The following is a 26,469-nucleotide window of genomic DNA, read 5'->3' on the forward strand; positions in this document are numbered from 1 at the left end:
GCCTGGCCTGATCACGAGCGGGAACGCGGTCAATCCGTCGGGGCGGCGCGCGCCATCAGCGCGTCCATGTCGATGAAATGGCCGGCGCGGTCACGCTTCGAGGCGAGATAGCGGACATTATGCGCGTTCGGGCGACCAAGGACGCGCTGCGTCGCCGCGACCTCGAGACCTGCCGCTTCGATCGCGCCGATCTTCTGCGGGTTGTTGGTCAGCGCCACGACGCTGGAGACGCCGAGCTGCTTCAACATGGTCGCGGCGAAGTCGAAATGGCGCTGGTCGAGATCGAAGCCGAGGACCTCGTCGGCGTCATAGGTGTCCCAGCCCTGGCTCTGCAGCTTGTAGGCGCGCATCTTGTTGGAGATGCCGTTGCCGCGGCCTTCCTGGTCGAGATAGAGCAGGATGCCGCCCTCGTTCTCGGCCATCCACTGCACGGTCTCGCGGAGCTGGTCGCCGCAATCGCATTTCAGCGAGCCGAACAGATCGCCGGTCAGGCAGGCCGAGTGCAGCCGCACCGGCACGGCAGAGGCAAGGTCGGGCTTGCCGACGATGATCGCGACCTGGTCGCGCAGGCCCTCGCCGCCGCGGAAAACGACGAATTCGGTGTCCGGCGCGCCTTCGAGCGGCACCGGGGCGCGGCCGACGATCTTCAGCGTCGCCGCCTGCTCGGCGCGGTAACCATTCACCGCCGCGATCTCGACCTCGACGAGCGGCTCGCCGGCAATGGCCTCAGCGGTTACGGGCACGAGAATGATGGCCGGCAGCACCAGCGAGAGGCGCGCCAGTTCGAGCGCCGCCTCATCCAGCGCCGAGGCCGGGGCGACCGGCGCATCCATGCGGCTGTCGATCTTGAGCGCCAGCGTCTCGATGCGCGGGGTGTCGATGGTCGGCAATGCGAAAATGCCGGTTTCCAGGCGTCCCTTGGCACCGAGGCGGCGCAGGCGCGCGGCGCTCAGCACGAGATGGCCGCGGCCTTGCGCCAGCGTGTCGAAGCGGCGAGCCAGTTCGGCGTCGGCGAGTTCGGCGGAAAGGGCCAGCGCCAGCCGCTCGCCATCGCGGAGCAGGACCGGGCGGGCGGCGCGAAACTCGGCGATCGCCCGCTCGACCTTCACGAGATCCGTCTGGAGGGATGGGCCGAAGAGCGTACGCGACTCAGGCATCGAAAAGTCCGTCAGATTGGGCCGGCGCAACCGGCCGAGGGGGCATCCAGGGCACCATCGGGTATCGATATAGGGCCTTGCATTGCGCTCTGCCAGCAACGTGGCGGACGGGGCGCCGGTTCCATGATCAAAACCGCGTCAGATGGTGTCCATCGGCAAGCGAAAACGGGAACTTCCGGAGCATGTCGCCGTCCTATGGGCGCATGCGCTTGAACGTGAGATGAATATCGCCCCGGCAGCAGGTGAGGAGGCTTTCCGATGCAAGGCGAGATGCCGGCAACTCGTACCTACAGCCCGCTTGCCCGGACGCTGCACTGGATCACGGTGGTCGCGGTCTTCGCGATGATCCCCGTCGGGCTCGCGATGAGCTATCGCGGCAATGTCCTGAATATCTGGGATGGGCTGACGAACGGGCTCTACAGCGCCCATAAGCTCGTCGGTTTCCTGCTGCTCTGGCTGACCGCCGGCCGGCTCGCCTATCGCCTGCTGCACGGCGCGCCGCCGGACGAGCCGACGCTGGCCTGGTGGCAGAAGGCGGCCTCGCATCTGGTGCACTGGCTCCTCTACGGCTTGCTGCTCGTCGTGCCGCTGCTGGGCTGGATCGGCGTTTCGCTGTTTCCGGCGCTGACGATCTTCGACCTGTTCGACCTGCCGGCGCTGGCCAAGCCCAACGAGGAGGCGGCCAAGCGCGTGCTCGACATCCACGGCAAGCTCGCGCTGGCGATCGGCGCGCTCGCGCTGATGCATATCGGCGCGGCGCTGCACCACTACCTGATCCTCAAGGACGGCGTGATGCGGCGCATGCTGCCGTGGCTGAAATAGCGGATTGCTAGATCGGCCGAGCCCAGAGGTCCTGATGCCCGATCATGGCTGACTCGGCCTTGCAGCGCGCCTTGAGCCAATCTGTGATCGTTTTCGGGTCGAGGCGGCCGGTTTCGCCGACGGCTGTGGCGATGCCTTCCGCCAAGGCCTCTTGCAAGGGCCGGCGCTTCGCATCAAGCAGCCAGTTGCTGTCGCCGCTGGAGATGGCGAAGCCCGACTTGCGGAAAGCTTCCGCCATGATTTCGCAGGCATCGGGGCCGGCGGCGGGGCCAAAGCCCTTGTCGCGGTGCTGATGGTCGACGAAGGCGGCATGGATGCCGGGATCGGCCGGATGTTCCGGCAGCCAGGTCTCGCGGCCGTCATGGGTGAGCACGGCGTAGAGCGGCAGATGCTGGCTGGCGAGCGCTGCGACGAAGCGCTCGATCCAGCGCTTCGAGGCGAGGTCGAAGAGGGCGGCGGCTGTGACAAGATCGGGCTGCCAGCCCAGCACCCATTCGAGGTCCTTGTTCAGGTCGACCTTGCGGGTGTCGACCGTGAGCGTCTTGCCGTCCTTGGCGAGCACGAGTTCCTCGCCCTGCTCGCGCGCCTCGTCGGCCCACTCGGTGAGGCGCTCGCGGGCGAAGGCGAGGAGATCGGCATCGTGGTCGACCAGCGTCCAGTGCTGGCGGTCGGGAAGGGCGGTGTAGCTGGCGCGCAGGTTGGAGCCGGCGCCGCAGCCGAGATCGAGGACGGAGAGCGAGGCCTTGTCGGCGAAATAGCTGCCGACCGCCGCGAGAACCTGCGGATTGCGCGCGGCGTGATCTGCGGGCTCGCGCAAGGCGAGCCATTCCGGAGAGAAACCAGCCATTACCCCACCTTTCGGCCGTCGCCGCGCCCGCAGGCCTGCGCCACGATGCGCGCGGTCTCGCTCCAACGCGTCAAATCGCTGGCTGCGGCCCACGCGGCATCGGCACGCTGCCGACGCTCTGCCGGCGCATCAATCAGTCTTGCGAGGGCCTTGGCAAGTGCCGCAGCGTCGCCGGCCGGGACCTTGAGTGCTGCGGCATCAGGCAGGGCCTCGGCGCCGGCACCGCTCAGCGTGGTGACGATCGGCAGGCCGCGCGCCAGGGCCTCGGTCAGCACCATGCCGTAACCCTCATAGAGCGATGACATCACGAAAAGATCCGCTTCGTCATAGAGTTGCGCGAGCCTGTCGGCCCCGATACCTCCGGTCAGCAAGATCCGTTCCGCCAGTCCGGCGCGCGCGATGCCGTCGCGGAGTTCCGTTGCCGTCGCGGGGGCGTGATCGGGCGTGCCGGCGATGGTCAGGGTCCAGGGGCGGTCCGCGATGGCCGTCAGCGCCGCGATGAGGCCGTTGTAACCCTTGCGCGGGATCAGCGAGCCGACGGCGAGGATGTGCAGCGCCTCGCCGCGGCCGGAGCCCTTCGCGCGCGGTGCCGGGTCCGTGCCGGGGATCGCGACCGCGATCTTGCCGGCGGGGACGTCGAATTCCGCGGCCAGGGTCAGCTTCGTCGCGGGGCTGGAGGTCGCGACGGCGCGTGCATGACGCAGCGCCAGCGTTTCGCTGTGACGCAGCGCCTCGGCTACTGCCGGACTGTGTCCGGTCTCCAGTGCCAATGGATGGTGAACCAGTGCGACAAGCCGGTTCGCAAATCGGGCGGCAAGCTTCTCCGGGAAGGCGCCATAGGCGAGGCCGTCGATGAGCAGGATGTCGTCGGGTGCGGCCGCTGCGAGCAATTGCTCGGTCACCGCGAGGTCGGCCTCAGTCGGAAACGGAAACGAGCCGGGCAGCGCGAGATGGCGGGCCTTGATGCCCGCCTCGCGCCATTCGCTAAGGAGGCGCCGGTCGTAGCCGTAGCCGCCTGTGGGCGCATCGATGTCGCCGGGGATGGCGAAGACGATGCCGCTCACGCGAGCGTGCCCTCGTAGCTGGCGCGGGCGAGGTCGGTCTCGTGCAGGGTGACGCGAATCCTGTCCAGCCCTGCGCCGTCGGCGCCGAGCGCGCCCGATTTCGCGGCTTGAGCCATGGCGTCGAAGATGTGCTTGCAGAGGAATTCGGTGGTGGTCAGCACGCCCGCGAATTGCGGGAGGGCGTCGAGGTTCTGGTACTTCAGTGGCTTCAGCGTCTCGGCGAGGGTGTCGAGCGCGGCGCCGATATCGACGACGACGTTCTGCTTGTTCAGCGTCTCCCGGAAGAAGGCGACATCGACCACGAAGGTGGCGCCGTGCATGTTCTGCGCCGGACCGAAGAAGGGATCGGGCAGGGAATGGCCGATCATGATGCGGTCGCGGACTTCGACGGAAAACATGCGATCTCCCGGAGATGGGTTGGTTATGCGGCCCGGTCAGGGCTGCGTTTCATAGCAAATCGCGGCGGTCAGGCCAGCGGCGCCCGGTGCGAGCAGGCCGGGCAGGCGCTGCGGCAATTCGCGGAAGGCGATCTCGTCGGTGATCAGCGCGTCGAGCCTGTCGTCGGCGAGCAAGGCCATGGCGGCCTTCGAACGGCGGGCATAATCCCAGCGGGGGCGGCGTGAAGCCGAGACCAGGCCGACTTGCGAGGAGACGAGTTGAAGCCGGCGGGCATGGAAGGCGCCGCCAAGTGGCGCAGGCACGGCGCCATCGCCGTACCAGCTGAGCTCTACGATCCGCGCCTCGGTGCCCGCGGCCGCGATAGCGGTTTCGAGACCCGCCGCCGTAGCGCTGGCGTGGAAGACGAGATCGGCATCGCGCGGCGCGGCGTCGGGAAGGGCAAAATGGAAGCCCAACTCGGCGGTGAGCGCAGCCCGGCCAGGCTCGACATCGACGAGCGTGACCTCGGCTCCCGGCAACCGGGCCGCCAGCCAGGCGACGAGCAGGCCCAGCACGCCGCCGCCCACGATCACGATCCTGTCAGCGGGGCCGGAGCCGGCATCCCAATGGGCGTTGAGAGCGGTCTCCATATTGGCGGCGAGGATGGCGCGGCGGGCCGGCACCCTATCGGGCACGAGGACGAGGCTGTCGCGCGGGGCGACGAAGCGGTCCTGGTGCGGATGCAGGCAGAACGCGACGCGGCCGAGCATGTCCGGCGGGCCGGCATCGACGCGGCCGACGGCGCAATAGCCGTATTTGACGGGGAACGGGAAGTCGCCTTCCTGAAAGGGCGCGCGCATGCGCTCGTGCTCGGAACAGGGGACGCGGCCCTCGCAGACCAGCCGCTCGGTGCCGCGGCTGACGCCGCTCCAGAGTGTCGTCAGCAGGCAGTCCTCCGGCCCAAGCGCGGGCAGGGTGACCTCGTTCAGGTTGCATTCACGGGAGGCTGTATACCAAAGCGCAAGAGCCTTGGTCCTTGCGTCAATCGGTGTTGCAGGCTTTAGCTCCCGCGCCATTCGCGTCCGATCCCGTCCGTCCGAGCCTGTCTGCCTACCATGACAGAGACCGCCATGAACCAGCGTTCCGCTCCGACCACGTTCCGGCGGGCGGCGCAAGAGGCCGGGCCGAACGGTCTGACCCCGGCCGGGCTGCAGGCGGAAACGGCGCTGCGCCGCCGGCGGTTCCTCGTCCTTGTCCTGAATCTCGTCACGCTGGCCCTGCTGCTCGCCGGGCTTGCTCGCGTGCTCGCGGCAGGCGGCTGGAGCGTCGCGGATGTCGCGATCTTCGTCGCCTTCCTGTTCGGCGCGCCTTGGACCGTGCTCGGTTTCTGGAATGCCGCGATCGGGCTCTGGCTTTTGCACGGCAAGGCGGACGGGCTTGCCGATGTCGCGCCGTTTGCTGCGGCCAGCGAAGAGGCGATGCCGCTCACCCTGCGCACCGCCGTCCTGATGACGCTACGCAACGAGGATCCGGCGCGTGCCTTCCGCCGCCTCAAGGTCGTCAAGGACAGCCTCGATGCGACCGGCGAAGGCGCCTGGTTCGATTATTTCGTGCTGTCGGACACCAACGATCCGACGGTTGCCGAAGCCGAGGAAAGGCTAGCCGAGGCCTGGGCACGCGAACTCGGCGACACGACGCGATTGACCTATCGCCGTCGCAGCGACAATGCCGGGTTCAAGGCCGGCAATCTCCGCGATTTCTGCGAGCGCTGGGGCGAGCGCTACGAATTGATGCTGCCGCTCGATGCCGACAGCGTCATGGCGGGCGAGACGATCCTCGGGATGGCCCGAATGATGCAAGCCCATCCGAAGCTCGGAATCCTGCAGAGTCTCGTGGTCGGCATGCCCAGCCGTTCGGCCTTCGCACGCATCTTCCAGTTCGGCATGCGCCACGGCATGCGCCCCTACACCATGGGCTCGGCCTGGTGGGGCGGCGATTGCGGGCCGTTCTGGGGCCATAACGCGCTGGTTCGGATCGCGCCGTTCCGCGATCATTGCCATCTGCCGGTGCTGCCGGGTGGCCCGCCCCTGGGTGGCGCGGTGATGAGCCATGATCAGGTCGAGGCGACCCTGATGCGCCGCGCCGGCTACGAGGTACGCGTGCTGCCGGTCGAGGGCGGAAGCTGGGAAGAGAACCCGCCGACCATGCTGGAATTCGCCACGCGCGACCTGCGCTGGTGCCTCGGCAATCTGCAATATCTCAAGCTGCTCGACATTCCCGGCCTCAAGCCGATGAGCCGCTTCCAGCTGGTCTGGGCAATCCTGATGTTTCTCGGCCTGCCGGCCTGGACGCTGATGATCGCGCTCTTGCCGCTGAAGGTGTTCGAGGATCGCGGGATCGCCGATTACCCGGTGGTGCTGGCCGCCGGGCTCTATCTTCTGTTCCTCGCGATGTATCTCTCGCCGAAGCTTGCCGGCTTTGCCGATATCCTGCTGACGCGGGGCGGCGTCGCGCGCTATGGCGGCAAGGCGCGGTTCCTGGTCTCGGCCGCGATCGAACTCGTCTTCGCCTTCCTGCAAGGAGCGGTGTCGAGCTTCCGGACGACGCTGTTCATGATCGGGCTCGCCTTCGGGCGGGCGAAGATCGGCTGGAACGGGCAGGCGCGCGATGCCCATGCCCTGTCCTTCTCAACGGCCTTCGCCGGCCTGTGGCCGCATCTGCTGTTCGGCGCCTATCTTTTCGTCACGCTGGGCATCATGGCGCCGGCGGTGCTGGTCTGGTCGCTGCCGCTGACCGCGGGCTATGTGCTGGCGATCCCCTTCGCGATGCTGACGGCCGCGCCGGCTTGCGGTGCCTGGCTGGCGCGGCGCGGGCTCTGCGGCATCCCCGAGGATTTCGACCTGCCGCCGGTGCTTGCCGCGATCCGCGACAGGGAGGCGGCATGAACGCCGTCACCTATCCCAAGGGCACGGTGAAGGCGCTGTCGCGCTCGCTGCGCATCTATCACGGTGACAAGGAGCGTAACGCGGCGATGGACCGGCTCTACGGAGCGTTCCTGAAGCCGGGCGATCTCGCTTTCGATATCGGCGCCCATGTCGGCGACCGCATCTCCTCCTTCCGCAGGCTTGGCGCGCGTGTCGTCGCGCTGGAGCCGCAGCCTGGCCCTGCCCGCGTCATCCGCCTGATCCACCGGCGCGATCCGCTGGTGACGCTGGTGGAGGCCGCCTGCGGCGACCATGAGGGCTCGATCGCGCTCCGGATCAACAGCGACAACCCCACCGTTTCGACCGCCTCGGCTGCCTTCATCGGTGCCGCTGCGGGGGCCGGAGGCTGGGAGGGGCAGGTCTGGGATCATGAGATCACCGTGCCCTGCACGACGCTCGACCGGTTGATCCAGCGCTACGGCCTGCCGAAGCTGCTCAAGATCGATGTCGAGGGTTTCGAGGCGCATGTGCTGGCCGGGCTGACCAAGGCGGTGCCGGTGATCTCCTTCGAGTTCACGACGATCCAGCGCGATGTCGCCGAGGCCTGCCTCGTCCTGCTGGAGACGCTCGGACCCTATCGCTTCAATGTCGCGATCGGAGAGAGCCAGGTGCTCGAGCTCGCGGAGCCGGCGAGTGCCGAGGCGATGGGCGATCACCTGCGCAGCCTGCCGCATGAGGCCAATTCCGGCGATGTCTACGCCATCCTGGCGGGCTGAACCGCGGCTTCAGAAGCTGCTGCCGCCGAGCCAGGCCAGGATCGCGGCGACCAGCAGGCTGAACCAGCCGGGGTGGCGCCCGCGCGTCGCGAACAGCACCAGCGCCGAACCTGCCAGCGACGCCGCGATCGCGACCTTCAACAGCCATGCGTTCGGCAGAGGCGTGGCCGGCGCCTGTGCCATCGCGATCAGGATCGCGGCGAGCGCCCAGCCGAGGATGCTGACGAGGTGCCAGCTCGCCCAGAGGATTCTGACATGGCGTTCCCGAAGCAGCGGGCCGCCTTCGGTCGGAACGATGCCGCCCCTGCGCAGTTGCCGGAAGATCAGGATCTCGCCGACGACCGAATGGACCAGCGCCGTCAACGCCATCACCACCCCGGCGCCCAAAAGCAGCGGCTGCATCGATCGCTCCGTCGGTTGCGGAGATGGGAACTTCTGCGTCTTTGGTTCGTAGCAGTGCTGCGCCGACTGCCGGAAGCTGGCTCGTTGTCGCGGCATGCCATGCTCTTGCCCCAGTCTGGTCAGCCACGGTTCATCCAGGCGCGCTCAAGCTGTTTCCGAAACCTTACCAAGGACTATCATGACCAGCCTGCTTCGCCCTCTCGCGGTTTCGCTCGCTCTCCTTGCCTCGCTGACGGTCGCGCGGGCAGCAGGCGAGGTGGCCGTCGAGGTGAAGAACGAATCCGAACCGGTGCTCTGCGCCGAGAAGGACAACGTCACGATCAAGGCGGTCTCGCCCGAAGTCCGGCGCTTCCAGATCGAGGCGGCGCATCCGGCCTATGTCGCCGGCCTCGTGCGCGACAACTGGGATGCCGACTGGACGAATTGCGACATGAAGGGCGATCCGTCCTTCGCGCCGCCGACGCCGCCGCGCCGCGTCACCTTCTACGAATCGATCGATTACTGGCTGGTCGGCTACACCTTCCCGAGCTTCTGGCGCCCGGCCGAGGCGACCTTCCGCGTCGGCGACCGCGTCGAGAAGGGCCTGCATCTTGTCCAGCTCTGGAAGCTCGGCAAGGACAAGTCCCACGAGGTGCTCGTCGTCTACCCGCAGGACGGCAACTGGCGCGCCCGGCCGCTGCCGCCGGAGCATCTCGGCTTCTCCTCCTATGGTTCCTCCTTCCTGTTCGGGCCGATCGAGCAGGAAGGACGCCCGGTCGTGAACATCAAGGAGATCGAGTTCGATCCGAAGACGCTGACCTTCAAACTGAACTTCAAGGACGGCTCGTCCGGCAGCCTCAAGCTCGACAGCGTCGACGAGAACCGGATGGTGCTCGATGCCGTGCTCGACAAGCCGGTGACCGGCGGCAAGGGCTTCCTGGCGCTGCGCTCGATGTATGTCACCGAGTTCAACAACGACGTCGCGCGTATCGCGCTGCGCGAGCCCGGCGCCAAGGGTTGGCGCGAGGAGGCGCTGATGTCCTATCCCGGCGGCAAGGCGACCGATATCTGGATGGGGCGTACGACGCATTCGCGCCACAACACGTCTTCGCCCGACATGGTGTTCCGCCGCTTCTCGACCGATCCCAACCCGCCGTCGAAGCCGGAGAAGAAGTGAGGCTCGGCCGGCCGCAGCGGAACGCATTGCCTTTCTGTCGCGTTTGGCCATGACGCGGCGGGCGCATCGGTTTAGCCTGCGGCGACCGATACCGCCCAGCCTGCAGAGAGACCCATGCCGCGTTTTGCCGCCAACCTGTCGATGATGTTCACCGAATGGGAATTCCTCGATCGCTTCAAGGCGGCCGCCGAGGCGGGGTTCGAGGCGGTGGAGTTCCTCTTTCCCTATGAGCATACGCCCGAACAGGTCGGGCTCGCTCTGGCGGGCGGCAATCTGACGCAGGCGCTCTACAATCTGCCGCCCGGCGATTTCGCCAAGGGCGAGCGCGGTATCGCCTCGCTGGCGGGCCGCGAGGACGAATTCAGGGCCTCGGTCGACACCGCGCTGTCCTATGTGCACGAGACCGGCGTCAAGCGCCTGCACATGATGGCGGGGCTCGCCGACCCGAACGATCCCGTCGCGCAGAAGACCTATCGGGCCTCGCTCGCCTATGCCGCCGACAAGCTTGGCGAGCAGGGCATCGACCTCCTGCTGGAGCCAATCAACGGCAAGGACATGCCGGGCTATTTCCTCAACGATTTCGATCAGGCGGCGGCTTATGTTCGCGAATCCGGCCGGCCGAATGTCCGGCTGCAATTCGACATGTATCATTGCGAATTGATCCATGGCGACGTCTCGGCACGACTGAAGGCGCTCTATCCGCTCGTCGGCCATGTCCAGATCGCCCGCGCCAACGGCCGGCATGAGCCCGATGCCTCGGGGCCGGACTATCCGACGCTGTTCAACGAGCTCGACGGCCTCGGCTATGACGGCTTCGTCGGCTGCGAGTACCGTCCGGAGGCCAGCACCCTTGAAGGCCTCGGCTGGTTCGCGCCGTGGCGGAAGCCGCTCTGATGCGCCCGCCCTCGATCTCCTATCCGGTGCTGGTCGCCGATATCGGCGGCACCAATTGCCGCCTGTCGCTGGTAAGCGATGCCGACTGCGCGCATCGGCCGCTGGCACGGATCGGGACCGGGAGCCATCCGACGGCTGAAGCCGCCTTTGCATCCGTGCTCGCCGAGCTGCCGGAGAAGCCCCGATCCGCCGTGCTCGCGGTGGCCGGCCCGCTCGATGGCCGGCAGGCGCAGTTGACCAATGCGGTCTGGCATCTCGATGGGCCGCGGATCGCGGGTGCGCTCGGCCTCACCCAGGGATTGATGGTCAATGATTTCGAAGCGCTTTCGGCCTCGCTCGCCGTGCTGAAGCCGGGTGATCTCTCGACATTGGTCGAGGGCGATCCCGAGCCTGAAGGCGTCAAGCTGGTGCTGGGGCCGGGGACCGGCTTCGGCGCGGCGGCCCTGCTGATGCGGGGGGAGCGCGGCATGCTGATCCCCACCGAATCCGGCCATATCGGCATCGGCCCGGAGGACCAGACCGAGCAGAAGATCTGGCCGGCGTTGAGCGAGGGGATTCCACGCCTCACCGTCGAGCATCTCCTGAGCGGCGACGGGCTGGTGCGCCTGCACAAGGCCGTGGCCCGGACCTCCGGCATGCTGGAGGCGGAGGTCAGCGCTGCCGATGTCTCCCGTCTCGCCCATGACGGCGATCCGGCGGCGCTGATGGCCGTCGTCTGCTTCTGGCGCCTGCTGGGGCGCGTTGCCGGCGATCTCGCGCTCGTCTTCAAGGCGACGGGCGGCGTCTACATCGCAGGCGGCATCGCGCCGCATCTGCTGCCGCTCGCGGACAAGACGGCGATTCGCACGGCCTTCGCCGGCAAGCCGCCGATGGAGGAACTGGCGGAGCGTTTCGCGCTGCATGTCATCACCGCGACGGACGCGGCCGAGCAGGGGCTGGCTGCGATCGCCGCCAATCTGCATCGCTTCGGGCTCGACGATCCCAAGCGGCTGTGGTTTGGCTGAGCGGCCTTCTCACCACGTCGCATAGGTCCGCGTGCAGCCCATCCATTCGATCCAGGTCCTGCGCGCGCTCGCGGCCTTCATGGTCGCGATCCACCATGTCCAGCCGGATGCGGCCGTCGTCGCCGCCCGCGCGGGCCTGGGCTTCACGCGCAGCGATCTCCTGCCCTGGATGGCCGGCGTCGACATCTTCTTCGTCGTATCCGGCTTCATCATGGTCCATGCCTCGCAGGACCTGTTCGGCCGGGACGGCGCCTCCAGCTTGTTCCTGAAGCGGCGGCTGGCGCGGATCGTGCCGCTCTACTGGGCGATGACGACACTGTTCCTGCTGGTCGGGTTCGCGGTCCCGGCCGTGCTCAATTCGGGCGTGCCAAACCTCCAGCAGGTTCTCGGCTCATACCTGTTCTGGCCGGTGATCTCGACCCAAGGCTTCATCCAGCCGGTCTATTCGCTGGGTTGGACGCTCAATTACGAGATGCTGTTCTACGCCCTGTTCGCCGCCGGGCTGATGCTGCCGCGGCGCTGGACCTTGCCGGCGATCACGCTCGTGCTGGCGCTGCTGGTCGCGGTCGAGAGTCTGAAGGGGCCGCTCTCGCTGCCCTTCGGTTTCTGGGGCCAGCCGATCGTGCTCGAATTCGCGGCGGGGATGGGGATTGCCATCCTCCGGCAAAAGGGCTTGCGATTGCATGGGGCGATGCGGATCGCCGTCGCGTTGGCCGGTGCCGCGCTATTGATCGCCGCTGCCCATTTGCCGGGCACGGATGGGCCGTGGAGCAGCGTGTTGTGGCGGGGAGGGGCGGCTGTGCTCCTGATGCTCGCTGCCGGCTGCGGCCGCGAGGGCATCATGCCGCTTCCGCCTGTGAAGGCTCTGGCCGCGGTGGGGGACGCTTCCTATGCGCTCTATCTCGTCCATCCCTTTGTGATCCGCGGGATGCGCGAGATCGTGCTGCGGCTCGGATTGTATTCGCCGGCGCTCTATATCGCGCTGGCGCTGGCCGGTTCCGTGATCGCGGCGCTGCTGCTCTACCGCTTCTTCGAGAAGCCGGCGACACGCCTGGCCCGGCGCTGGCTCGGCAGCTAGGCGGCTCAGCTCAGCTTCATGCCCTTGAGCGATTGACCGACCACGCCGCCATCCTTGCGGCGCTGGGCCCGCTTCGACTTGATCGTCTCGACATGCTCCGGCTGCGGGAAATAGCCGCGCTCCATGATCTCGAGCGCATATTCCTCATAGGTCAGGCCCAGCGCCGAGGCCTTCTCCTCGCGCCGGAGCGCGATCTCGCGGGGCTTCTTCCAGGCCTTGCGATGGGCGAAGCGCCAGTCGAAATAGCGGCCGATCTGGCCGGAACCCGTGGCAGCGCGGCGCTTGCGCTCCTTCAGCGGCGGGCCGCCATTATGACCGATTCCGATCGGGCGTTCGCTGGGCATCGCTCTTGGACTCATCAGGGCTCGATCCCGATCACGATAAGGGGCGGGAGGGGGCTGGCAAGGGCTGTGCCATCGCACGCGACCGCATTGGCTTTGAGCTACACGCTTGTCATTCCGGGGCACGCCAAGGGCGTGAACCCGGAACCCACGACTGGGTGAAACATAATTCGTCTCGTTGCCGCCGGCTCACCCAGTCGTGGGTTCCGGGTTCTTCGCTGCGCGAAGCCCCGGAATGACAAAGGTGGTTCCCTGTGGGCGTGACAGCGGAGCGGTGGCGGTCTATCCCGCAGGCCGAACACAGGACGGATCATGGCCCCCTTGCTGCATCTGCGCGACGTCGCGCTCACCTTCGGCGGACAGCCCTTGCTCGAAGCCGCCGAGATCGCGGTCTCGGCGGGGGAACGCGTCTGCCTCGTCGGCCGCAACGGCTCGGGCAAGTCGACGCTGCTCAAGATCGCGGCGGGGCTCGTCGAGCCGGACCATGCCGAGCGCTTCGTGCAGCCGGGCTCGACCATCCGCTACCTGCCGCAGGAGCCGGATTTCACCGGCTACAAGACGTCGCTCGCCTATGTCGAGGCTGGTCTGGGGCCGGGTGACGACGCCTATCGCGCGCAATATCTCATCACGGAACTCGGCCTGACCGGTGAAGAAGATCCCGCCACGATGTCCGGCGGCGAATCGCGCCGTACGGCGCTGGCGCGGGTGTTGGCGCCGGAGCCGGATATCCTGCTGCTGGACGAGCCGACCAACCATCTCGACCTGCCCGTCATCGAATGGCTGGAGCAGGAATTGAAGTCGCTGCGCTCGGCCATGGTGCTGATCAGCCACGACCGGCGCTTCCTGACCTCGCTCTCGCGCGCAACGATCTGGCTCGACCGCGGGGTAACCCGGCGAGCCGAGAGAGGCTTCGGCGAGTTCGAGGCCTGGCGCGACGAGGTCCTGGCGCAGGAGGAGCTTGATCGCCACAAGCTCGACCGCAAGATCGCCCGCGAGGAGGACTGGCTGCGCTATGGCGTCAGCGCCCGGCGCACCCGCAACCAGCGCCGGCTCGGCGAGCTGCATGCCTTGCGCGACCAGCGCCGCACGGCCCGCGCGGCGCAGGGCAATGTCCGGCTGGAGGCGAGCGAGGCGCAGGCCTCCGGCAAGCTCGTCATCGAGGCGATCGATGTCGCCAAGGCCTATGGCGACAACACCATCGCCAAGAACCTGTCGCTGCGCGTCGCGCGCGGCGACCGGATCGGCATCGTCGGGCCGAACGGCGCCGGCAAGACCACGCTGATCAACCTGCTGACCGGGGCACTCAAGCCCGATTCCGGCAAGGTGAAACTCGGCACGGCGCTGGAAATGGTGACGCTCGACCAGCGTCGCGAAAGCCTCGATCCGGAAACGCCGCTCGGCGACGTCCTGACCGGCGGCGGCTCGGACCAGGTCATGGTCGGCGGCCAGCCGCGCCATGTGATCTCCTATATGAAGGACTTCCTGTTCCAGCCGATCCAGCGTGGCACGCCGGTCGGCGCTCTCTCGGGCGGCGAGCGCGGGCGGCTGATGCTGGCGCGGGCGCTGGCCAAGCCCTCGAACCTGCTGGTGCTGGACGAGCCGACCAACGATCTCGACCTCGAGACGCTCGACCTGCTGCAGGAGCTGCTCGCGGATTATCAGGGCACGGTGCTGCTGGTCAGCCATGATCGCGACTTCATCGACCGCGTCGTCTCCTCCGTGCTGATCTCGGATGGCGATGGCGTTTGGACGGAGTTCGCCGGCGGCTATTCCGACATGCTGGCGCAGCGCGGCCGCGGTGTCGGGGCGAAGGCACGGCCTGTCGAGAAGGCGGCGCCCGCTGCGCCCAAGGCTGCAGCGTCGGTGCCGGCCGCATCCGCCTCCAAGCGCAAGCTCTCCTTCAACGAGAAGCATGCGCTGGAGACGCTGCCGAAGAAGATCGACGCCTTGCAGGCCGAGGCCGCGAAGCTCAACACGGCGGTCGCCGGCGATCTCTACACGCGCGATCCGAAGCTCTTCGCCAAGGCGACGGCGCGGCTGGAGGAGGTCGCGCGCGAGATCGGCGAGGCCGAGGAGCGCTGGCTGGAGCTGGAGATGCTGCGCGAGGAGATCGGGGCCTAAGGTCCCGCCATTCGATTTCCGTATCGGCCTGCGCACGAAAGCGCATTTACCGGGGCGCTCAATCGTTTCAAACATCGCGCAATCGCAGAGCACGAGGAGCGACCATGAGACTGAAGGGCAAGACCGCGCTGGTGACCGGCGCAGCGCAAGGGTTCGGCTTCGGCATCGCCGAGACCTTCGTGCGCGAGGGCGCGCGCGTCGCGGTGCTGGACATCAATGGCGACAAGGCCAAGGAAGCCGCCAAGGCGATCGGCCGCAAGGCTTTCGCCGTGACCTGCGATGTCGGCAAGGCCAAGAGCGTCGACAAGGCGGTCGAGAAGATCCTGGCCAAGGTCGGGCGGCTCGACATCGTCGTGAACAATGCCGGCACCACCCATCGCAACAAGCCGATGACCGAGGTGACCGAGGAGGAGTTCGACCGGATCTTCGCGGTGAACGTGAAATCGATCTATCTGATGGCGCGCGCGACAGTGCCGCATTTCCGGCAGCATGGCGGCGGCGTGATCCTGAACATCGGCTCGACGGCCGGTGTGCGCCCGCGTCCGGGCTTGACCTGGTACAACGGCTCGAAGGGCGCGGCGAACCTGATTTCGCAGTCGATGGCGGTCGAGCTCGCGCCGGACAAGATCCGCGTCAACGCGATCGCGCCGGTCGCGGGCGAGACGCCGCTGCTCGCCACTTTCATGGGCGAGGACACGCCGGAGCGCCGCGCGCAGTTCACGGCCTCGATCCCGTGGGGCCGCTTCTCGACGCCGCAGGATATCGCCAATGCGGCGCTCTTCCTGTGCTCGGACGAGGCCGACATGGTGACGGGTTCGGTGCTGGCCGTCGACGGCGGCCGCTGCGTCTGATCGCAGACGGATTACTTGACGCCGCGCCGGCCGAACTGGGTTCGCTGGGGCGGCGGCGGGGGCCGCCGGACCGATCCGAGGAAGCCTTGCGGCCGGGGCGGCACTGGGGCCGCCGGAATCGGCTTGGTGCCGGCGATCGCCTGTTCCATGGCGAGCGAGAGATGGGAGGGGGCGGCGGCCGTGTCGTCCTCGCTGGCGCGGCTGAAGCCTGAGGAAAACGTGCTGCTCGCGGCTGTGGCGCCTGGAGCGGAGGCTGCGAACAGCAGGTAGAGCCACATGCCGATCAGGATGAAGGCGAGAATCCCGGCATATGTCGTGCTGTTGAACGGGCTGTCATTCGTCCGCACGATCAGCGCCTGGGTCTGCAGGACGAGCGCCGTGCAGATGCCGATGGCATAGAGGCCGGGGAAGATATCGCCGCCGCCGGCATCGCGATTGCGGCGGATGGCGTAGCCGATGCGCTTGAAGCCGAAGAAGGCGCTGACCAGGAAGGTGGTCGCCGCAAGCCGGTGTCGCCCTTCTCCGGGAGGGCCGAGGAACGCCTCGTATTGCAGGGCGACGCAGAGGATGAGCAGGACGGCTTCGGTGATGCCGACCAGGCAGGATCTGACGAAGAACTGGCTTCTGCCGAGCGTCCCAGCGAACATGGCGCATTCCTTCCGCAAGGGAATCCTAGGCGCAGCCCGTGAAAGACCGGTAAACGGCGCTTCGGAAACCACGCGGCATCGCGTCAGACGGGTTTTGTGTGCAGCGCGATCTCCTGGCGGAGGATGACGGTGCCGTCCGGCTCGAAGCCGCGCTGCTCCAGCGTGATCCGCGGCTGGGCCGCGTCGCCCTCGATGCGGAACAGGTGCCAGGTGCCGAGCTCGCCATGGCCGCGCGGGCCGATCGAGGCCGAGGGCACGCCGACGATCGGTACGTCGCGACGCAGGCCCGGCCGCCAGGCCAGCGAGAAGCTATGATTATGGCCGTGCAGCACGAGATCGGCGCCCTTGCGCTTCAGCATGGCCTCGAAAGCGGCGGCATCGACCAGCTCGCGGCCGCGCTTGGCGCCGCCGGTATAGGGCGGGTGATGGATCAGCACGACGCGGATCAAGCCTTCGTCGCGGGCGCGGTCCAGCAGCCCCTCGGTCCGGGCGATCTGCTCGCTGCCGACGCGGCCTGTGGCCATCAGCGGCAAGGTGGGCACGCCGCTATTGACGCCGATCAGCGCGACGGGCCCGCGGCGGCGATACCAGGGGTAACCGGCCTTGCCCTCGTCATCGACGATCCAGGGGGCGAGCAGCCCTGCCAGCGGCTTCAATGACGAGCGCGCATAGGCATCGTGATTGCCCGGCACGAAGCTGACCTTCTCGCGCGGGCCGAGCTCGTCGAGGAAGGCGATGGCGGTCTTGAATTCGTCGGGCAGGCCGATATGCGCGACATCGCCGGTACAGGCGACATGGTCGGGCGCATGCGCGTGGATATCGGCGATGATGCGCGCCAGGATATCCATGTCATGGGCGTGCCTGCGCTTGCGACGCCAGTTGACGTAACCGGTCGCGCGCTTGCCAAAGAGCTGATGCAGCGAAAACCCGGCGAGCGGGCCAAGATGCGGGTCGGACAGATGCGCGAGCTTGAACACGCTCTAGCGCTTGCCCCCGCAGGAGGCCGTCAGTCAAGCGCGCCGATGGCGCGCCTGGACTGCGGAAGGGTCCGAAGACCTTAGTTGGCGGCGCCGGTCAGTTCCGACACGATGCGGGAATCGGTCATGGTGACGGCGGGCTTCCAGACATAGGCCGGCTTGGCCTTGAAGCGAGCGATGATGAAAGAGAGCAGCATGGTCCTGGTGTCCTGTGGTTGGGCAGCGATATCTGCCTCATTTGGGGCGCGTTTGTGGCAGAACAACTGATGTACTTGACGGTCCGTCATGCGGTTTTTGCATAGACAATTAACTCGCCCTTGAGACTCGATCGGATGCAATCAGCGACGCCCCCACCAGCCGAGATCGATCTGGAGAAGCCGCGCTCGCTTGGGCAGCGCCTGCTCAGCCGGCTGCTGCATATCTATTTCCGCTTCGCGCGGGGCATGACCTTCGGCGTGCGCGCCGTCGTGCTGAACGAGCGCGGCGAGGTCTGTCTGGTGCGCCATACCTATATTCCCGGCTGGTATCTGCCGGGCGGCGGCGTCGAGGTCGGCGAGACGATGCTGGAGGCGCTGGAGCGGGAGCTGTCGGAGGAGGCCGGCGTCGTCCTCGGTGAGCGCCCCAGTCTGCATGGCCTCTTCCTGAACCGACGCATCTCGCGGCGCGATCATGTCGCGCTCTTCGTCGTCCGCTCGTTTTCGATCGCGCATGCGAAACAGCCCGATCGCGAGATCGCCGAAGCCGGCTTCTTTCCGCTGGACCACCTGCCGGAGGGGACGACGCCGGCCACGCGGCGGCGGCTTGCGGAGGTTGTCTCCGGGCAGCCGCCTGCGACGGATTGGTGAGGCGGCTGGCCCGCGTTCAGTTCGCGCTTTTCGCCAATGTGCCGAAATCGGCGTCGAGCTTGGCAAGCCCCGCCGCTATCTTCCCGCGCTGCTCCTTGACCCAGGTATCTTGCCGGTCGAGGCGCTGCCTGGCCTCCGCCAGCATCCGGTCCATCTCGGCCGGCTGCGGACCGCCCGAGGTCGCGCGGTTCCGGATGATCGCCAGGGGATCGAGCGTCGAGCGGAACTCGGCCTCGCTCATCGGCAGATCGGCTGCGGCGAGCCCCATCTCCGGCGCCGCTTTGCGGTAGATCGCCTGCGCTTGCGCATAGGGAAAATCGGTCGGCTTGATGTTGTTGAGCTTGGCGTAGTCCACGACCTCCGACGCGAAATGGTGGCCGGCGCGGAAGGGCAATTTGTATTTCCGCATCAGCACGTCGGCGAGTTCCTGCGAGGCTGTCCAGTCGCTGTTGAGCTCTTCAAGCGCGCGCTCGGGGTCGATGGCGAGGGCCTTCAGGATGCGGTCGAGGCCTTGCAGCGACTTGGCCGCGCTGTCGACCATGGCGCTGTTGGTCTTGGCGTCCTTGGCGTCGGGCATGCCGGGCGGAATGTTATGGGCCCTGAAGACCGGCCCGATGGCCAGGGAGAGCGCGGTCGAGGCGTCCTCGCGCGTGCCGTTCAGCAGGCCCGGATTGCGCTTCTGCGGCATGGCGCTGGAGACATAGGTGTTGCCGCCGCCCTCACGCAAGATGATCCAGGGCCGCGACTGCGCGTATTGCGTCATCACGTCCTCGATGAAGCCGCCGACATGCAGGGCGATGCCGGTGACGATGCCGCCGACCTCCACGGGCAGGTCGGCAGCCGCGATCTGCGAGGCGTCATAGGCGTTCTCGACGAGGCCGGTGAAGCCGAGATAATCCGCCATGCGCTGGCGATCGAGCGGCCAGCTCGTGCCGTTGAGCACGGTCGTGCCCATCGGCGAGCGATCGACGCGGGCATAAGTCTCGCGGATGCGCTGCGCGTCGCGATCGAGCCCGGCGACGAGGCCGAGCAGGTAATGGCCGTAGCTGTTGGGCTGGGCGGCGACGCCGTTGGTGTAGTTGGGCACGATCGTGTCGCGATGGGCCGCGGCGAGCTCGACCATGGTCCGTGTCGCGCGGTTGAGCTCACCGGCGAGCGTCAGGAGCCGGTCGCGCATGATCGCAGCCCTGTAGGTCGCGTGCATGTCCTGGCTGGAACGGCCGGCATGGATGAGCGTGACCTCGACCCCGGCTTCCTTGATCATCAGCGGCTCGAAGGTGATGACGGTCGAAGGCCGCCTCGCGCCGGGCTGGTTGCCAGCCTCGATAACCTTGGCGATGCCCTGCGCCAGTTTCGGCGCCAGCGCCCGGTCGAGCAGGCCCTGCTCGGCATTGATGACCGTGCTCGCCTTGTTGATCTCGCCGAGCCAGAAGAATTCGTCGCGGACAGTCTCCTTGGGCGGGGCCGGTTGCTGGGCGAACGCGGGCAGGCAGATCGCCGCCAGAAGAAGGGCAGGGGCGAGTGGCTTCAATCCGGGCATCCGCTTCCTCCGCTCCGACAGGCGAGATCGCCTTCGGCTTCCGTGATCTGTTCCCCCGCTGGAGACCGGAGTTGAGACCAATCCGGCAAGGCGAGCAAGTCTCTGTAAGGGATCGACACAAGATCGATGGACGCCGCTCGGATGCTCTGCTAGAGGCGCTTCCATGATGATCCGACTGAGCCTGCGAGACCTGCGACGACCGGCGCGCTGAATGCGCCCTTCCGGTCATGCGCCCGCACACGCCTGCCCTCGCTCAGCCGATCCGCCTCCCGCGCTACACGTCGATCATCATGACATCCCTGCCTCTGACCATCCGCCACGAACTGCCCGTGGACGCCGCCGCGATCGAGCGCCTGCATGAGCGCGCCTTCGGCCCCGGCCGCTTCGCCCGCACCGCCTTCCGGCTGCGCGAGGGCGTGCCGCCCGATCATGCCCTGTCCTTCGCCGCCCATGTCGGCACCTTCCTCGTCGGCTCGGTGAAGGTGACGGCGGTGCTGGCCGGCGGGCACAAGGCGCTGATGCTGGGCCCGCTGACCGTCGACCCCGCCTTCGAGGGCCGGGGTATCGGCGCCGCGCTGATGAACCGCTCGATCGAGGCCGCGCGCGAGACCGGGCACGACCTGATCCTGCTTATCGGGGACGCGCCCTATTATGCTCGCTTCGGCTTCAAGGTGCTGCCGCCAGGCCAGCTCGTGCTGCCGGGCCCGGCCGATCCGGCGCGCTTCCTGGCGCTGGAGCTCGTCGAGGGCGTGCTGAAGCAGCGCAGCGGGGCGGTGACCTCGATGCGCTTCAGCTCTGACGCCTGAGGCGCCTGCCGCTCTCGCCGAGCCAGCCGGCGACGAGCGCGCCGAACAGCACGGCCAGGCCGAGCAATCCGATGAAGAGCGGCGAGATGCGCACGCCGCGCACGATGCCGGAATCGCTGATCCTCAGGCCGATCCAGTCATTGCCGGCGAACTGGCTGCCCGAGCGCACCGGCACGATGCGCGGCAGGTTGACGGCCGAGCCGCTCTCGCGGCCGATGCGGCGCGAGGAGCCGCCGGTCGCCTGCGCCAATTGCTGGAGTGCGCCGGGATCGCTGACCACCTCCATCAGCTCGCGCGGGTTCTCCGGCCCGACGCTGGCAAAGGCGGTGAGATTGTCGGAGGTCAGACGGTAGAGGCCGAGATCGCTGGTCGGGATGCGGGCGGTGAATAGGCCGGGGCGGCCGGGTTCCAGCGTGACGGTACGCGACTGGCCATCGGGGCCGGTGATGGTGATCGGGCCGGGATTGTCGCGCAGCGTCTGGCGCTCGACCTCGACGGTGGCGCCGCGGACGGTCGCGCGCAGCGCCTCCTCCTCAAGCTCCGGCTCCTTCATCAGCCAGTGGCTGAGGCGGCGCAGCAGGTCGAGATAGGGGCCGCCGTCGCGGAAGCCGCGGGCCCAGAGCCAGGCATGGTCGGAGAGGAAAAGCGCGACGCGGCCCTTCTGCTCGCGCGCCAGCATCAAGAGCGGGCGGTCGCCGGGGCCGGTCATGACGGGGGCGCCGCCGGCCCGCGCCTGGGCGCCGACCATGCGCAGCCATTCGCCCCAGCGCGGCGGCGAGACCTCCGAGCCCGGTAGGTCGCGGGTGACGGGGTGGCGCTTGCCGGGCTCGCTGACCGTGGCCCGATAGGCCTCGTCGATGACGCTGCCATCGGGCAGGGCGGGCAGGATCTGGCCGAGCGGCGTGCGCGCCAACGTCTGCGAGCCCGCGTACTCGGGACCGGCCGCGACGAGCAGCGCGCCGCCGTCGCGGACATAGCGCACGATGTTCTCGAAATAGAGCAGCGGCAGGATCGACTGGTTGGCGTAGCGGTCGAAGATGATCAGGTCGAATTCCTTGATCTTGACCTGAAACAGCTCGCGCGTCGGGAAGGCGATCAGCGAGAGCTCGTTGATCGGCGTGCCGTCCTGCTTCTCCGGCGGGCGCAGGATGGTGAAATGCACGAGATCGACATTGGCGTCGGCCTTGAGCAGGTTGCGCCAGGTGCGCTCGCCCGGATGCGGCTCGCCCGAGACCAGCAGAACGCGGAGCTTGTCGCGCACGCCCTCGATGGTGATGACGGCGCGGTTGTTCGCCAGCGTCAGTTCGTTGTCGATCGCTTGAGCCTCGATCTCGACAACGTTCGGTCCGCCCCGGTCGATGCGGACGGGGACCTGAACGGTCTGGCCGGTTGCGACCTCGCGGCGGGCGATGATCTCGCCGTCGCGGCGGATGGTCAGGCCGGCGCGGCCGGGGCCGCCCTTGTCGACGACGCGCAGGCGGATGATCTGGTCCTTGCCGACGATCCCGAAGCGCGGCGAATCGACCAGCACGATGCGCCGGTCGATCTCGGCATTGCGGCCGGTGGTCAGGACATGCAGCGGGGCGCGCAGGCCAAGGGCCTCGGCCGTGGCGGGCGCGTCATGGGCGAGACCGTCGGTGATCGCGATCGCGCCGGCGACGCGCTCGGAGGGCACGTCGGCAAGGCTCGACGACAGGGCCTCGAACAGGCGGGTGCCGTCATTCGTCCCTTGCGCGTCGCGCAGCTCGACGATGCGCGGCTCGACATTGGGGATGCCGCGCAATTGCCGCTCGATCTCCGCGACGGCGGCATCGGTCTGGGCCGCGCGGTCGGCAAGGCGGTTCGAGGCCGAGCGGTCGACCACGACGGAGACGACGTCCTTGACCGGCTCGCGATCCTCGAAGACGAGCGAGGGATCGGCCAGCGCCGCCGTCAGCACGACGAGGGCGAGCGCGCGCAGGATGGCGCTGCGACCAGCGAGCACGATCGCGGCGCCAGCGGCCAAAGCCGCGAGCACGGCGAGGCCGATCAGCAGCGGTAGCGGAACCATCGGGGCGAGGGAGACGCTCCACATGGCTATTGTCCCAACCGCTCGAGCAGGGCCGGAACATGGACCTGATCGGCCTTATAGTTGCCGGTGAGCGCGTACATGACGAGATTGACGCCGGCGCGCAGCGCCATCTCGCGCTGGCGGGGATCGCCGCCGGAGAGCGGCACCAGCCCTTCGCCGCGACGATCGATCGCCCAAGCGGCGGCGAGGTCGTTGGCGGTGATGATGATCGGCGAGACATTATCGCCCGCGCGTGCCGGGCGGCGCCCGTCACTGTCGGCCGGCGGCAGGGTCTCGACCCAGGTCGTGCCGGTGTCGTAACGGCCGACGAGCTCGTCGAGGATGTAGAAGGTCTTGGTCAGGACGTGGTCGCGCGGCAGCGGCTCCAGCTCGGGGATGTCGAGCGTCTGCAGCATGCGCTTGAGCTGGTCGCCCTCGGGCGTGGTGCCCCCGCCGGGCCGGGCGCTCATCGCGTCGCGGGTGTCGAAGATCACGAGCCCGCCGCCTTTCATATAGGCTTCGAGCTTGCGCAGCGTCTCGGCCGAAGGCAACGGCCGGCCGGCGACGATGGGCCAGTACAGCACCGGGAAGAAGGCGAGTTCGTCGCGCTCGACGCTGACGCCGACCGGCTCGCCCGGCTCCAGCGCCGTGCGGGCGCCGAGCACCATGTTGAGGCCGAGGAGCCCGGCCTTCGACATGTTATCGACGGATGTCTCGCCGGTGACGACATAGGCGAGCCGCGTCTGCGCGCCATTGGCAAGCAGGGCGCGCGGGATCGGCGGGCGGGTATCGGCCTGCGCGTTCGGGGCGGGCTGCTGGGCGTGGGCGGTATCGGGCGCCAGCGCAAAGGAGGCGCCGAGCGCGAGCAGGATCGCGGCCGGCGCGGCGACCTTGCGCAGGCGGGCGAAGCTGAGGCGCCCGCCGAGCCAGAGCGTCGCCAGCGTGTCGGCGACGAGCAGGAGTAGCGCGAGGACGAGGAGCAGCGGGCGGATGTCGCGCGCCACCGGCTCGTCGATCGGCAGCACGGCGACGCCGAGGCTGGCGAGGTCGAGCGCTGCGAGCGTGTCGGCCGGCGTCAGCGCATTCACCGCGAGCGAGCCGTCGGTCGGGCCGTAGAGACCGGGGGGGTGGGCGAGCGTCGCGCGGCCGGCATAGTTGCGCGCCACCGGCTGGGCGGTCGCGGGGGCCGAGCGGAACTGGCCGATACCGTCGAGCACGCGGGTCGGCGAGAGGGTCTCGACGCGCGCGTCGTCGGCTTGTGCCTCGACTGCGGCGGGGCCGTTCCCGGCGAGATTGACGATCTTGCGGAGCATGTCGACGAAGAGGCCCGAGAGCGGAAGGTTCGACCAGGTGGTGTCGGCGGTGACATGGACCATGGCGATGAGGCCGTCGCCGCGCCGCTCGCCGGTGACGACCGGCGTGCCGTCCTCCAGCGCCGCCCAGGTCTTGCGCGAGAGGTTGGGCTCCGGCTCGGCCAGGATCTGGCGGCTGACGCGGATGTCGTCGCTGATGGTCAGGCCGAAGAAGGGGCTTTCGCGGGTGAAGGGCGCGAGCTTGCGCGGGCTCTCCCAGGACAGGCCGCCGCCGAGCGTGCGGCCGCCACGGCGCAGGCGCACCGGCGTCAGGTCGTCGGAAGCGGCGGCGAGGCGAGCCCCGGCGAAGCGCAGCAGCACGCCGCCGCGCTCGACGAAGCTCGTGACCTTCTCGGCCGTCTCGCGATCGAGCGCGCCGATATCGGCGAGAACGAGCACAGAGAGATTCTGCGCCAGCAACTCGCCGATCGGATCGGTCGAACCCTGCCGCGGCTCGCGAATCTCGGCGAAGGGCTGGAGGGCGCGGGAGAGGTAATAGGTCGGCGACAGCAGCGGCTGCGCGGTATCGGCGGTCGCGCCGGAGACCAGGCCGATGCGGCGGCGCTTGGCCCGGTCGTCGAGCAGCGCCACGGCACCGGCGCTGCGCTCGCCGACGATCTCCAGCCGCGAGACGGCGTTGCGGACCTCGATCGGCAAGGTCAGGCGGGCGGCGGTTTCGAGATTGTTGCCCTCGAAGATGAAGGGCGCGTTGCCGAGCGGCAGGCCTTTGAGATCAAGCGCGCGGACCTGACCCGTCGCGGCGGCGCTTGGGGTCGGGCGCAGCACCTTGACCGTCAGGGCACCGGCGAGATTCTCGGGCGCGGAGAGCGCGAGCTGCGCGGCCGGGGCGGCATGAACAGCGAGGCGGCGGGCCTCGGCGTCCTGCTTCAAACGCGCGAGGAAGCTGCCATCGTCGGAGACGGCGAGCCCATCGGCAACCCAGACGATCTCGGCCGAGGGAGAGCCTTGCAGGAAGGCCTCGATGCGCTGGAGATGCGCGGAACGATCCGGCGCATGCGGCTGGAGCGGAAGCGCGCGCAACCGGTCGAGCGCGATCCGAGGCTCGGCCAGCGCGATGGCAGCTGGTGCTTCGGCGAGGCCGAGCACGGCGACAGGGCGGCCCTCGCGGGTCGCGGCGGCGATGCGCGATTCGGCCACCGAGACGCGCTCGGCCCAGTCGGTGGCGGCGCCGAAGCCGTTATCGATCAGGAGCAGGACCGGGCCGCGCGAAGGGGCGGCATCCCGCACGGGATTCCAGACCGGGCCGGCGACGGCGAGGATGGCGAGCGCTGCGACCGCCATGCGCAAGGCGAGCAGCCACCAGGGCGTATGGGCCGGGGTTTCGCGCTTGGCGATCAGGTCCGCCATGATCTTGAGCGGCGGGAAATCGATGCGGCGCGGGCGCGGCGGCGTGACGCGCAGGATCAGCCAGAGCGCCGGCAGCAAGGCGAGCGCGGCGAGAGCGAGCGGGGCGGTAAAGCTGAAGGGCAGGGCGCTGAGCATCGGCGTTTCCCCTCAGAAGCCCGAGGCGCTGCGCGAGGCGGCGACGAGGCTCGCGATGCGCAGCACCGCTTCGCTGGCCGGCCGGTCGGTGCGATGCAGCGTCAAGGTCCAGCCGGCCTTGCGGCAGGCTTCCGCGATGGCCTCGCGATGGGCGGCGAGGCGCTGGCGGTACTCATCGCCCCAGGCGCCGGCATCGCCGACGCGCAGGGTGAGCCCGTCCTCCAGGTCGAACAATTCGGCCTGGCCGCTGAAGGGGAAGGTTTCCTCGATCGGATCGGCGATCAGCAGGACATGGCCGCGCGCGCCCGACGAGGCGAGCGTGGCGATCCGCTGGGCGAGCGCCGAGGCGGGCGAGAGCCCATCGGTGATGATGATCGCGTCGGCCAATCGGGGCAGCGGCGCTTCCGGCGGCAGGTCGGAGGAGGCGTTGCGCTCGTCCGCGAGGATCGCCTGCGCCAGCATCTCGACGATGCGGCGCGAGGCCAATGCGCGGGTCAACCCGAGATGGCCGACGCGTTCGCCGCCTTCGACCATCGTCTCGGCCAGCGCAAAACCGGCGACGAGTGCACGATCGAGCTTCGAGGTCATCGCCAGCGACGAGGCGAAGCCCATCGAGGGCGAGCGGTCGATCCAGAGCCAGATCGAATGCGAGGCTTCCCATTCGCGCTCGCGGACGAAGAGATGGCCGTCGCGGGCGGAGCGGCGCCAGTCGATCCGCGAGGCCGATTCGCCGGCGACCAGCGGGCGATATTGCCAGAAAGTCTCGCCCGGCCCGGAGCGGCGCCGGCCATGGATACCGTGGATGCTGGCGGAGACGCGGCGCGCCTCCAGGATCAGGCGCGGTAGGCGCGCGGCAAGGTCGAGAGATTCCGTGAGGACCGGCCGCGACGGCCGCCTTTCGCCAGGACCCAGGACGCGCGTGCGCAACATCGGC

At 68.4% G+C, this 26,469-nt stretch carries 24 protein-coding genes; 11 read left to right on the forward strand and 13 right to left on the reverse strand.

What is annotated here, in order from left to right; all coding sequences use genetic code 11:
- Positions 1–29: 29 nt before the first annotated feature.
- Positions 30–1,157, reverse strand: a complete 1,128-nt coding sequence (gene ribA / locus AC07NY_RS06370) for a GTP cyclohydrolase II RibA (protein WP_494582588.1) — start codon at positions 1,155–1,157, stop codon at positions 30–32.
- 258 nt (positions 1,158–1,415) lie between these two features.
- On the opposite strand from ribA, the gene AC07NY_RS06375 reads away from it, so the two are divergent.
- Positions 1,416–1,979: a cytochrome b gene (locus AC07NY_RS06375; RefSeq protein WP_494582589.1), complete on the forward strand. Its 564-nt coding sequence runs from the start codon at positions 1,416–1,418 to the stop codon at positions 1,977–1,979.
- 7 nt (positions 1,980–1,986) lie between these two features.
- Here the strand turns inward: AC07NY_RS06375 and AC07NY_RS06380 are convergent, their stop codons facing one another.
- Genes AC07NY_RS06380 through AC07NY_RS06395 form a run of 4 tightly spaced genes read right to left on the reverse strand, consistent with a single transcriptional unit; the run spans position 1,987 to position 5,344 of the window.
- Complete coding sequence (locus tag AC07NY_RS06380; protein ID WP_494582591.1) at positions 1,987–2,826, reverse strand: SAM-dependent methyltransferase; 840 nt, start codon at positions 2,824–2,826, stop codon at positions 1,987–1,989.
- Entirely contained in the window at positions 2,826–3,890 is a 1,065-nt protein-coding gene (locus AC07NY_RS06385) for a glycosyltransferase (RefSeq protein WP_494582592.1), read from the reverse strand. Before AC07NY_RS06385 ends, AC07NY_RS06380 begins: the two co-directional genes overlap by 1 nt.
- Complete coding sequence (locus AC07NY_RS06390) at positions 3,887–4,288, reverse strand: 6-pyruvoyl trahydropterin synthase family protein (protein WP_494582594.1); 402 nt, start codon at positions 4,286–4,288, stop codon at positions 3,887–3,889. Before AC07NY_RS06390 ends, AC07NY_RS06385 begins: the two co-directional genes overlap by 4 nt.
- A gap of 36 nt (positions 4,289–4,324) precedes the next feature.
- Positions 4,325–5,344 carry a zinc-dependent alcohol dehydrogenase gene (locus tag AC07NY_RS06395; protein WP_494582596.1) on the reverse strand — a complete coding sequence of 340 codons (1,020 nt, stop codon included), beginning with the start codon at positions 5,342–5,344 and terminating at the stop codon, positions 4,325–4,327.
- 54 nt (positions 5,345–5,398) lie between these two features.
- On the opposite strand from AC07NY_RS06395, the gene mdoH reads away from it, so the two are divergent.
- Entirely contained in the window at positions 5,399–7,213 is a 1,815-nt protein-coding gene (gene mdoH, locus AC07NY_RS06400; protein WP_494582598.1) for a glucans biosynthesis glucosyltransferase MdoH, read from the forward strand.
- Positions 7,210–7,968 (forward strand): FkbM family methyltransferase, encoded by a 759-nt coding sequence (locus AC07NY_RS06405; protein ID WP_494582600.1) that lies wholly within the window; start codon positions 7,210–7,212, stop codon positions 7,966–7,968. The genes mdoH and AC07NY_RS06405 overlap by 4 nt, the downstream gene beginning before the upstream one ends.
- A gap of 9 nt (positions 7,969–7,977) precedes the next feature.
- Here the strand turns inward: AC07NY_RS06405 and AC07NY_RS06410 are convergent, their stop codons facing one another.
- The gene (locus tag AC07NY_RS06410; RefSeq protein ID WP_492284872.1) at positions 7,978–8,370 is read right to left on the reverse strand and encodes a hypothetical protein; all 393 of its coding nucleotides are present in this window, start codon (positions 8,368–8,370) and stop codon (positions 7,978–7,980) included.
- A 178-nt stretch (positions 8,371–8,548) separates the two neighbouring features.
- Here AC07NY_RS06410 and AC07NY_RS06415 point away from each other — a divergent pair, with 178 nt between their 5' ends.
- The 4 genes from AC07NY_RS06415 to AC07NY_RS06430 all read left to right on the forward strand — a co-directional run bounded on the left by AC07NY_RS06415 (position 8,549) and on the right by AC07NY_RS06430 (position 12,502).
- On the forward strand, positions 8,549–9,526 hold the full coding sequence (locus tag AC07NY_RS06415) for a hypothetical protein (RefSeq protein WP_494582601.1): 978 nt from the start codon (positions 8,549–8,551) through the stop codon (positions 9,524–9,526).
- Between the two features lie 114 nt (positions 9,527–9,640).
- Positions 9,641–10,420 carry a 2-oxo-tetronate isomerase gene (gene otnI / locus AC07NY_RS06420; RefSeq protein ID WP_494582603.1) on the forward strand — a complete coding sequence of 260 codons (780 nt, stop codon included), beginning with the start codon at positions 9,641–9,643 and terminating at the stop codon, positions 10,418–10,420.
- A complete protein-coding gene (locus tag AC07NY_RS06425; protein WP_494582605.1) occupies positions 10,420–11,424 on the forward strand; it encodes a glucokinase in 1,005 nt (334 codons plus the stop codon). Before otnI ends, AC07NY_RS06425 begins: the two co-directional genes overlap by 1 nt.
- 31 nt (positions 11,425–11,455) lie before the next feature.
- Entirely contained in the window at positions 11,456–12,502 is a 1,047-nt protein-coding gene (locus tag AC07NY_RS06430) for an acyltransferase family protein (RefSeq protein ID WP_494582607.1), read from the forward strand.
- A 5-nt stretch (positions 12,503–12,507) separates the two neighbouring features.
- On the opposite strand, the gene AC07NY_RS06435 is transcribed toward AC07NY_RS06430, so the two are convergent.
- The gene (locus AC07NY_RS06435; RefSeq protein WP_494582609.1) at positions 12,508–12,846 is read right to left on the reverse strand and encodes a hypothetical protein; all 339 of its coding nucleotides are present in this window, start codon (positions 12,844–12,846) and stop codon (positions 12,508–12,510) included.
- Between the two features lie 309 nt (positions 12,847–13,155).
- Between AC07NY_RS06435 and AC07NY_RS06440 the strand changes: the two genes are divergently transcribed.
- On the forward strand, positions 13,156–14,964 hold the full coding sequence (locus tag AC07NY_RS06440) for an ABC-F family ATP-binding cassette domain-containing protein (RefSeq protein WP_494582611.1): 1,809 nt from the start codon (positions 13,156–13,158) through the stop codon (positions 14,962–14,964).
- Between the two features lie 104 nt (positions 14,965–15,068).
- The gene (locus AC07NY_RS06445) at positions 15,069–15,815 is read left to right on the forward strand and encodes a glucose 1-dehydrogenase (RefSeq protein ID WP_133562802.1); all 747 of its coding nucleotides are present in this window, start codon (positions 15,069–15,071) and stop codon (positions 15,813–15,815) included.
- 11 nt (positions 15,816–15,826) lie between these two features.
- Here AC07NY_RS06445 and AC07NY_RS06450 read toward each other — a convergent pair whose 3' ends face one another.
- Together AC07NY_RS06450 and AC07NY_RS06455 are read right to left on the reverse strand one after the other, a co-directional pair.
- Positions 15,827–16,462: a hypothetical protein gene (locus tag AC07NY_RS06450; protein WP_494582613.1), complete on the reverse strand. Its 636-nt coding sequence runs from the start codon at positions 16,460–16,462 to the stop codon at positions 15,827–15,829.
- 83 nt (positions 16,463–16,545) lie between these two features.
- A complete protein-coding gene (locus AC07NY_RS06455) occupies positions 16,546–17,439 on the reverse strand; it encodes a metallophosphoesterase family protein (RefSeq protein ID WP_494582615.1) in 894 nt (297 codons plus the stop codon).
- A gap of 332 nt (positions 17,440–17,771) precedes the next feature.
- Here AC07NY_RS06455 and AC07NY_RS06460 point away from each other — a divergent pair, with 332 nt between their 5' ends.
- Positions 17,772–18,284, forward strand: coding sequence for an NUDIX domain-containing protein (locus AC07NY_RS06460; protein WP_494582616.1), 513 nt, complete (start codon positions 17,772–17,774; stop codon positions 18,282–18,284).
- A gap of 16 nt (positions 18,285–18,300) precedes the next feature.
- On the opposite strand, the gene AC07NY_RS06465 is transcribed toward AC07NY_RS06460, so the two are convergent.
- Positions 18,301–19,824 carry an argininosuccinate lyase gene (locus tag AC07NY_RS06465; RefSeq protein WP_494582618.1) on the reverse strand — a complete coding sequence of 508 codons (1,524 nt, stop codon included), beginning with the start codon at positions 19,822–19,824 and terminating at the stop codon, positions 18,301–18,303.
- Between the two features lie 290 nt (positions 19,825–20,114).
- Here AC07NY_RS06465 and AC07NY_RS06470 point away from each other — a divergent pair, with 290 nt between their 5' ends.
- Complete coding sequence (locus tag AC07NY_RS06470; RefSeq protein ID WP_494582620.1) at positions 20,115–20,630, forward strand: GNAT family N-acetyltransferase; 516 nt, start codon at positions 20,115–20,117, stop codon at positions 20,628–20,630.
- Here the strand turns inward: AC07NY_RS06470 and AC07NY_RS06475 are convergent.
- Genes AC07NY_RS06475 through AC07NY_RS06485 form a run of 3 tightly spaced genes read right to left on the reverse strand, consistent with a single transcriptional unit; the run spans position 20,614 to position 26,465 of the window.
- Complete coding sequence (locus tag AC07NY_RS06475) at positions 20,614–22,704, reverse strand: hypothetical protein (RefSeq protein ID WP_494582622.1); 2,091 nt, start codon at positions 22,702–22,704, stop codon at positions 20,614–20,616. The two genes, AC07NY_RS06470 and AC07NY_RS06475, sit on opposite strands and share 17 nt — an antisense overlap.
- Before the next feature lie 2 nt (positions 22,705–22,706).
- The gene (locus AC07NY_RS06480) at positions 22,707–25,535 is read right to left on the reverse strand and encodes a DUF4159 domain-containing protein (protein WP_494582624.1); all 2,829 of its coding nucleotides are present in this window, start codon (positions 25,533–25,535) and stop codon (positions 22,707–22,709) included.
- Positions 25,536–25,547: 12 nt separating this feature from the next.
- Positions 25,548–26,465: a DUF58 domain-containing protein gene (locus AC07NY_RS06485; RefSeq protein WP_494582626.1), complete on the reverse strand. Its 918-nt coding sequence runs from the start codon at positions 26,463–26,465 to the stop codon at positions 25,548–25,550.
- Positions 26,466–26,469: the final 4 nt, after the last annotated feature.

It is taken from the genome of Allobosea sp. GW821-FHT09G06 (assembly GCF_059416005.1).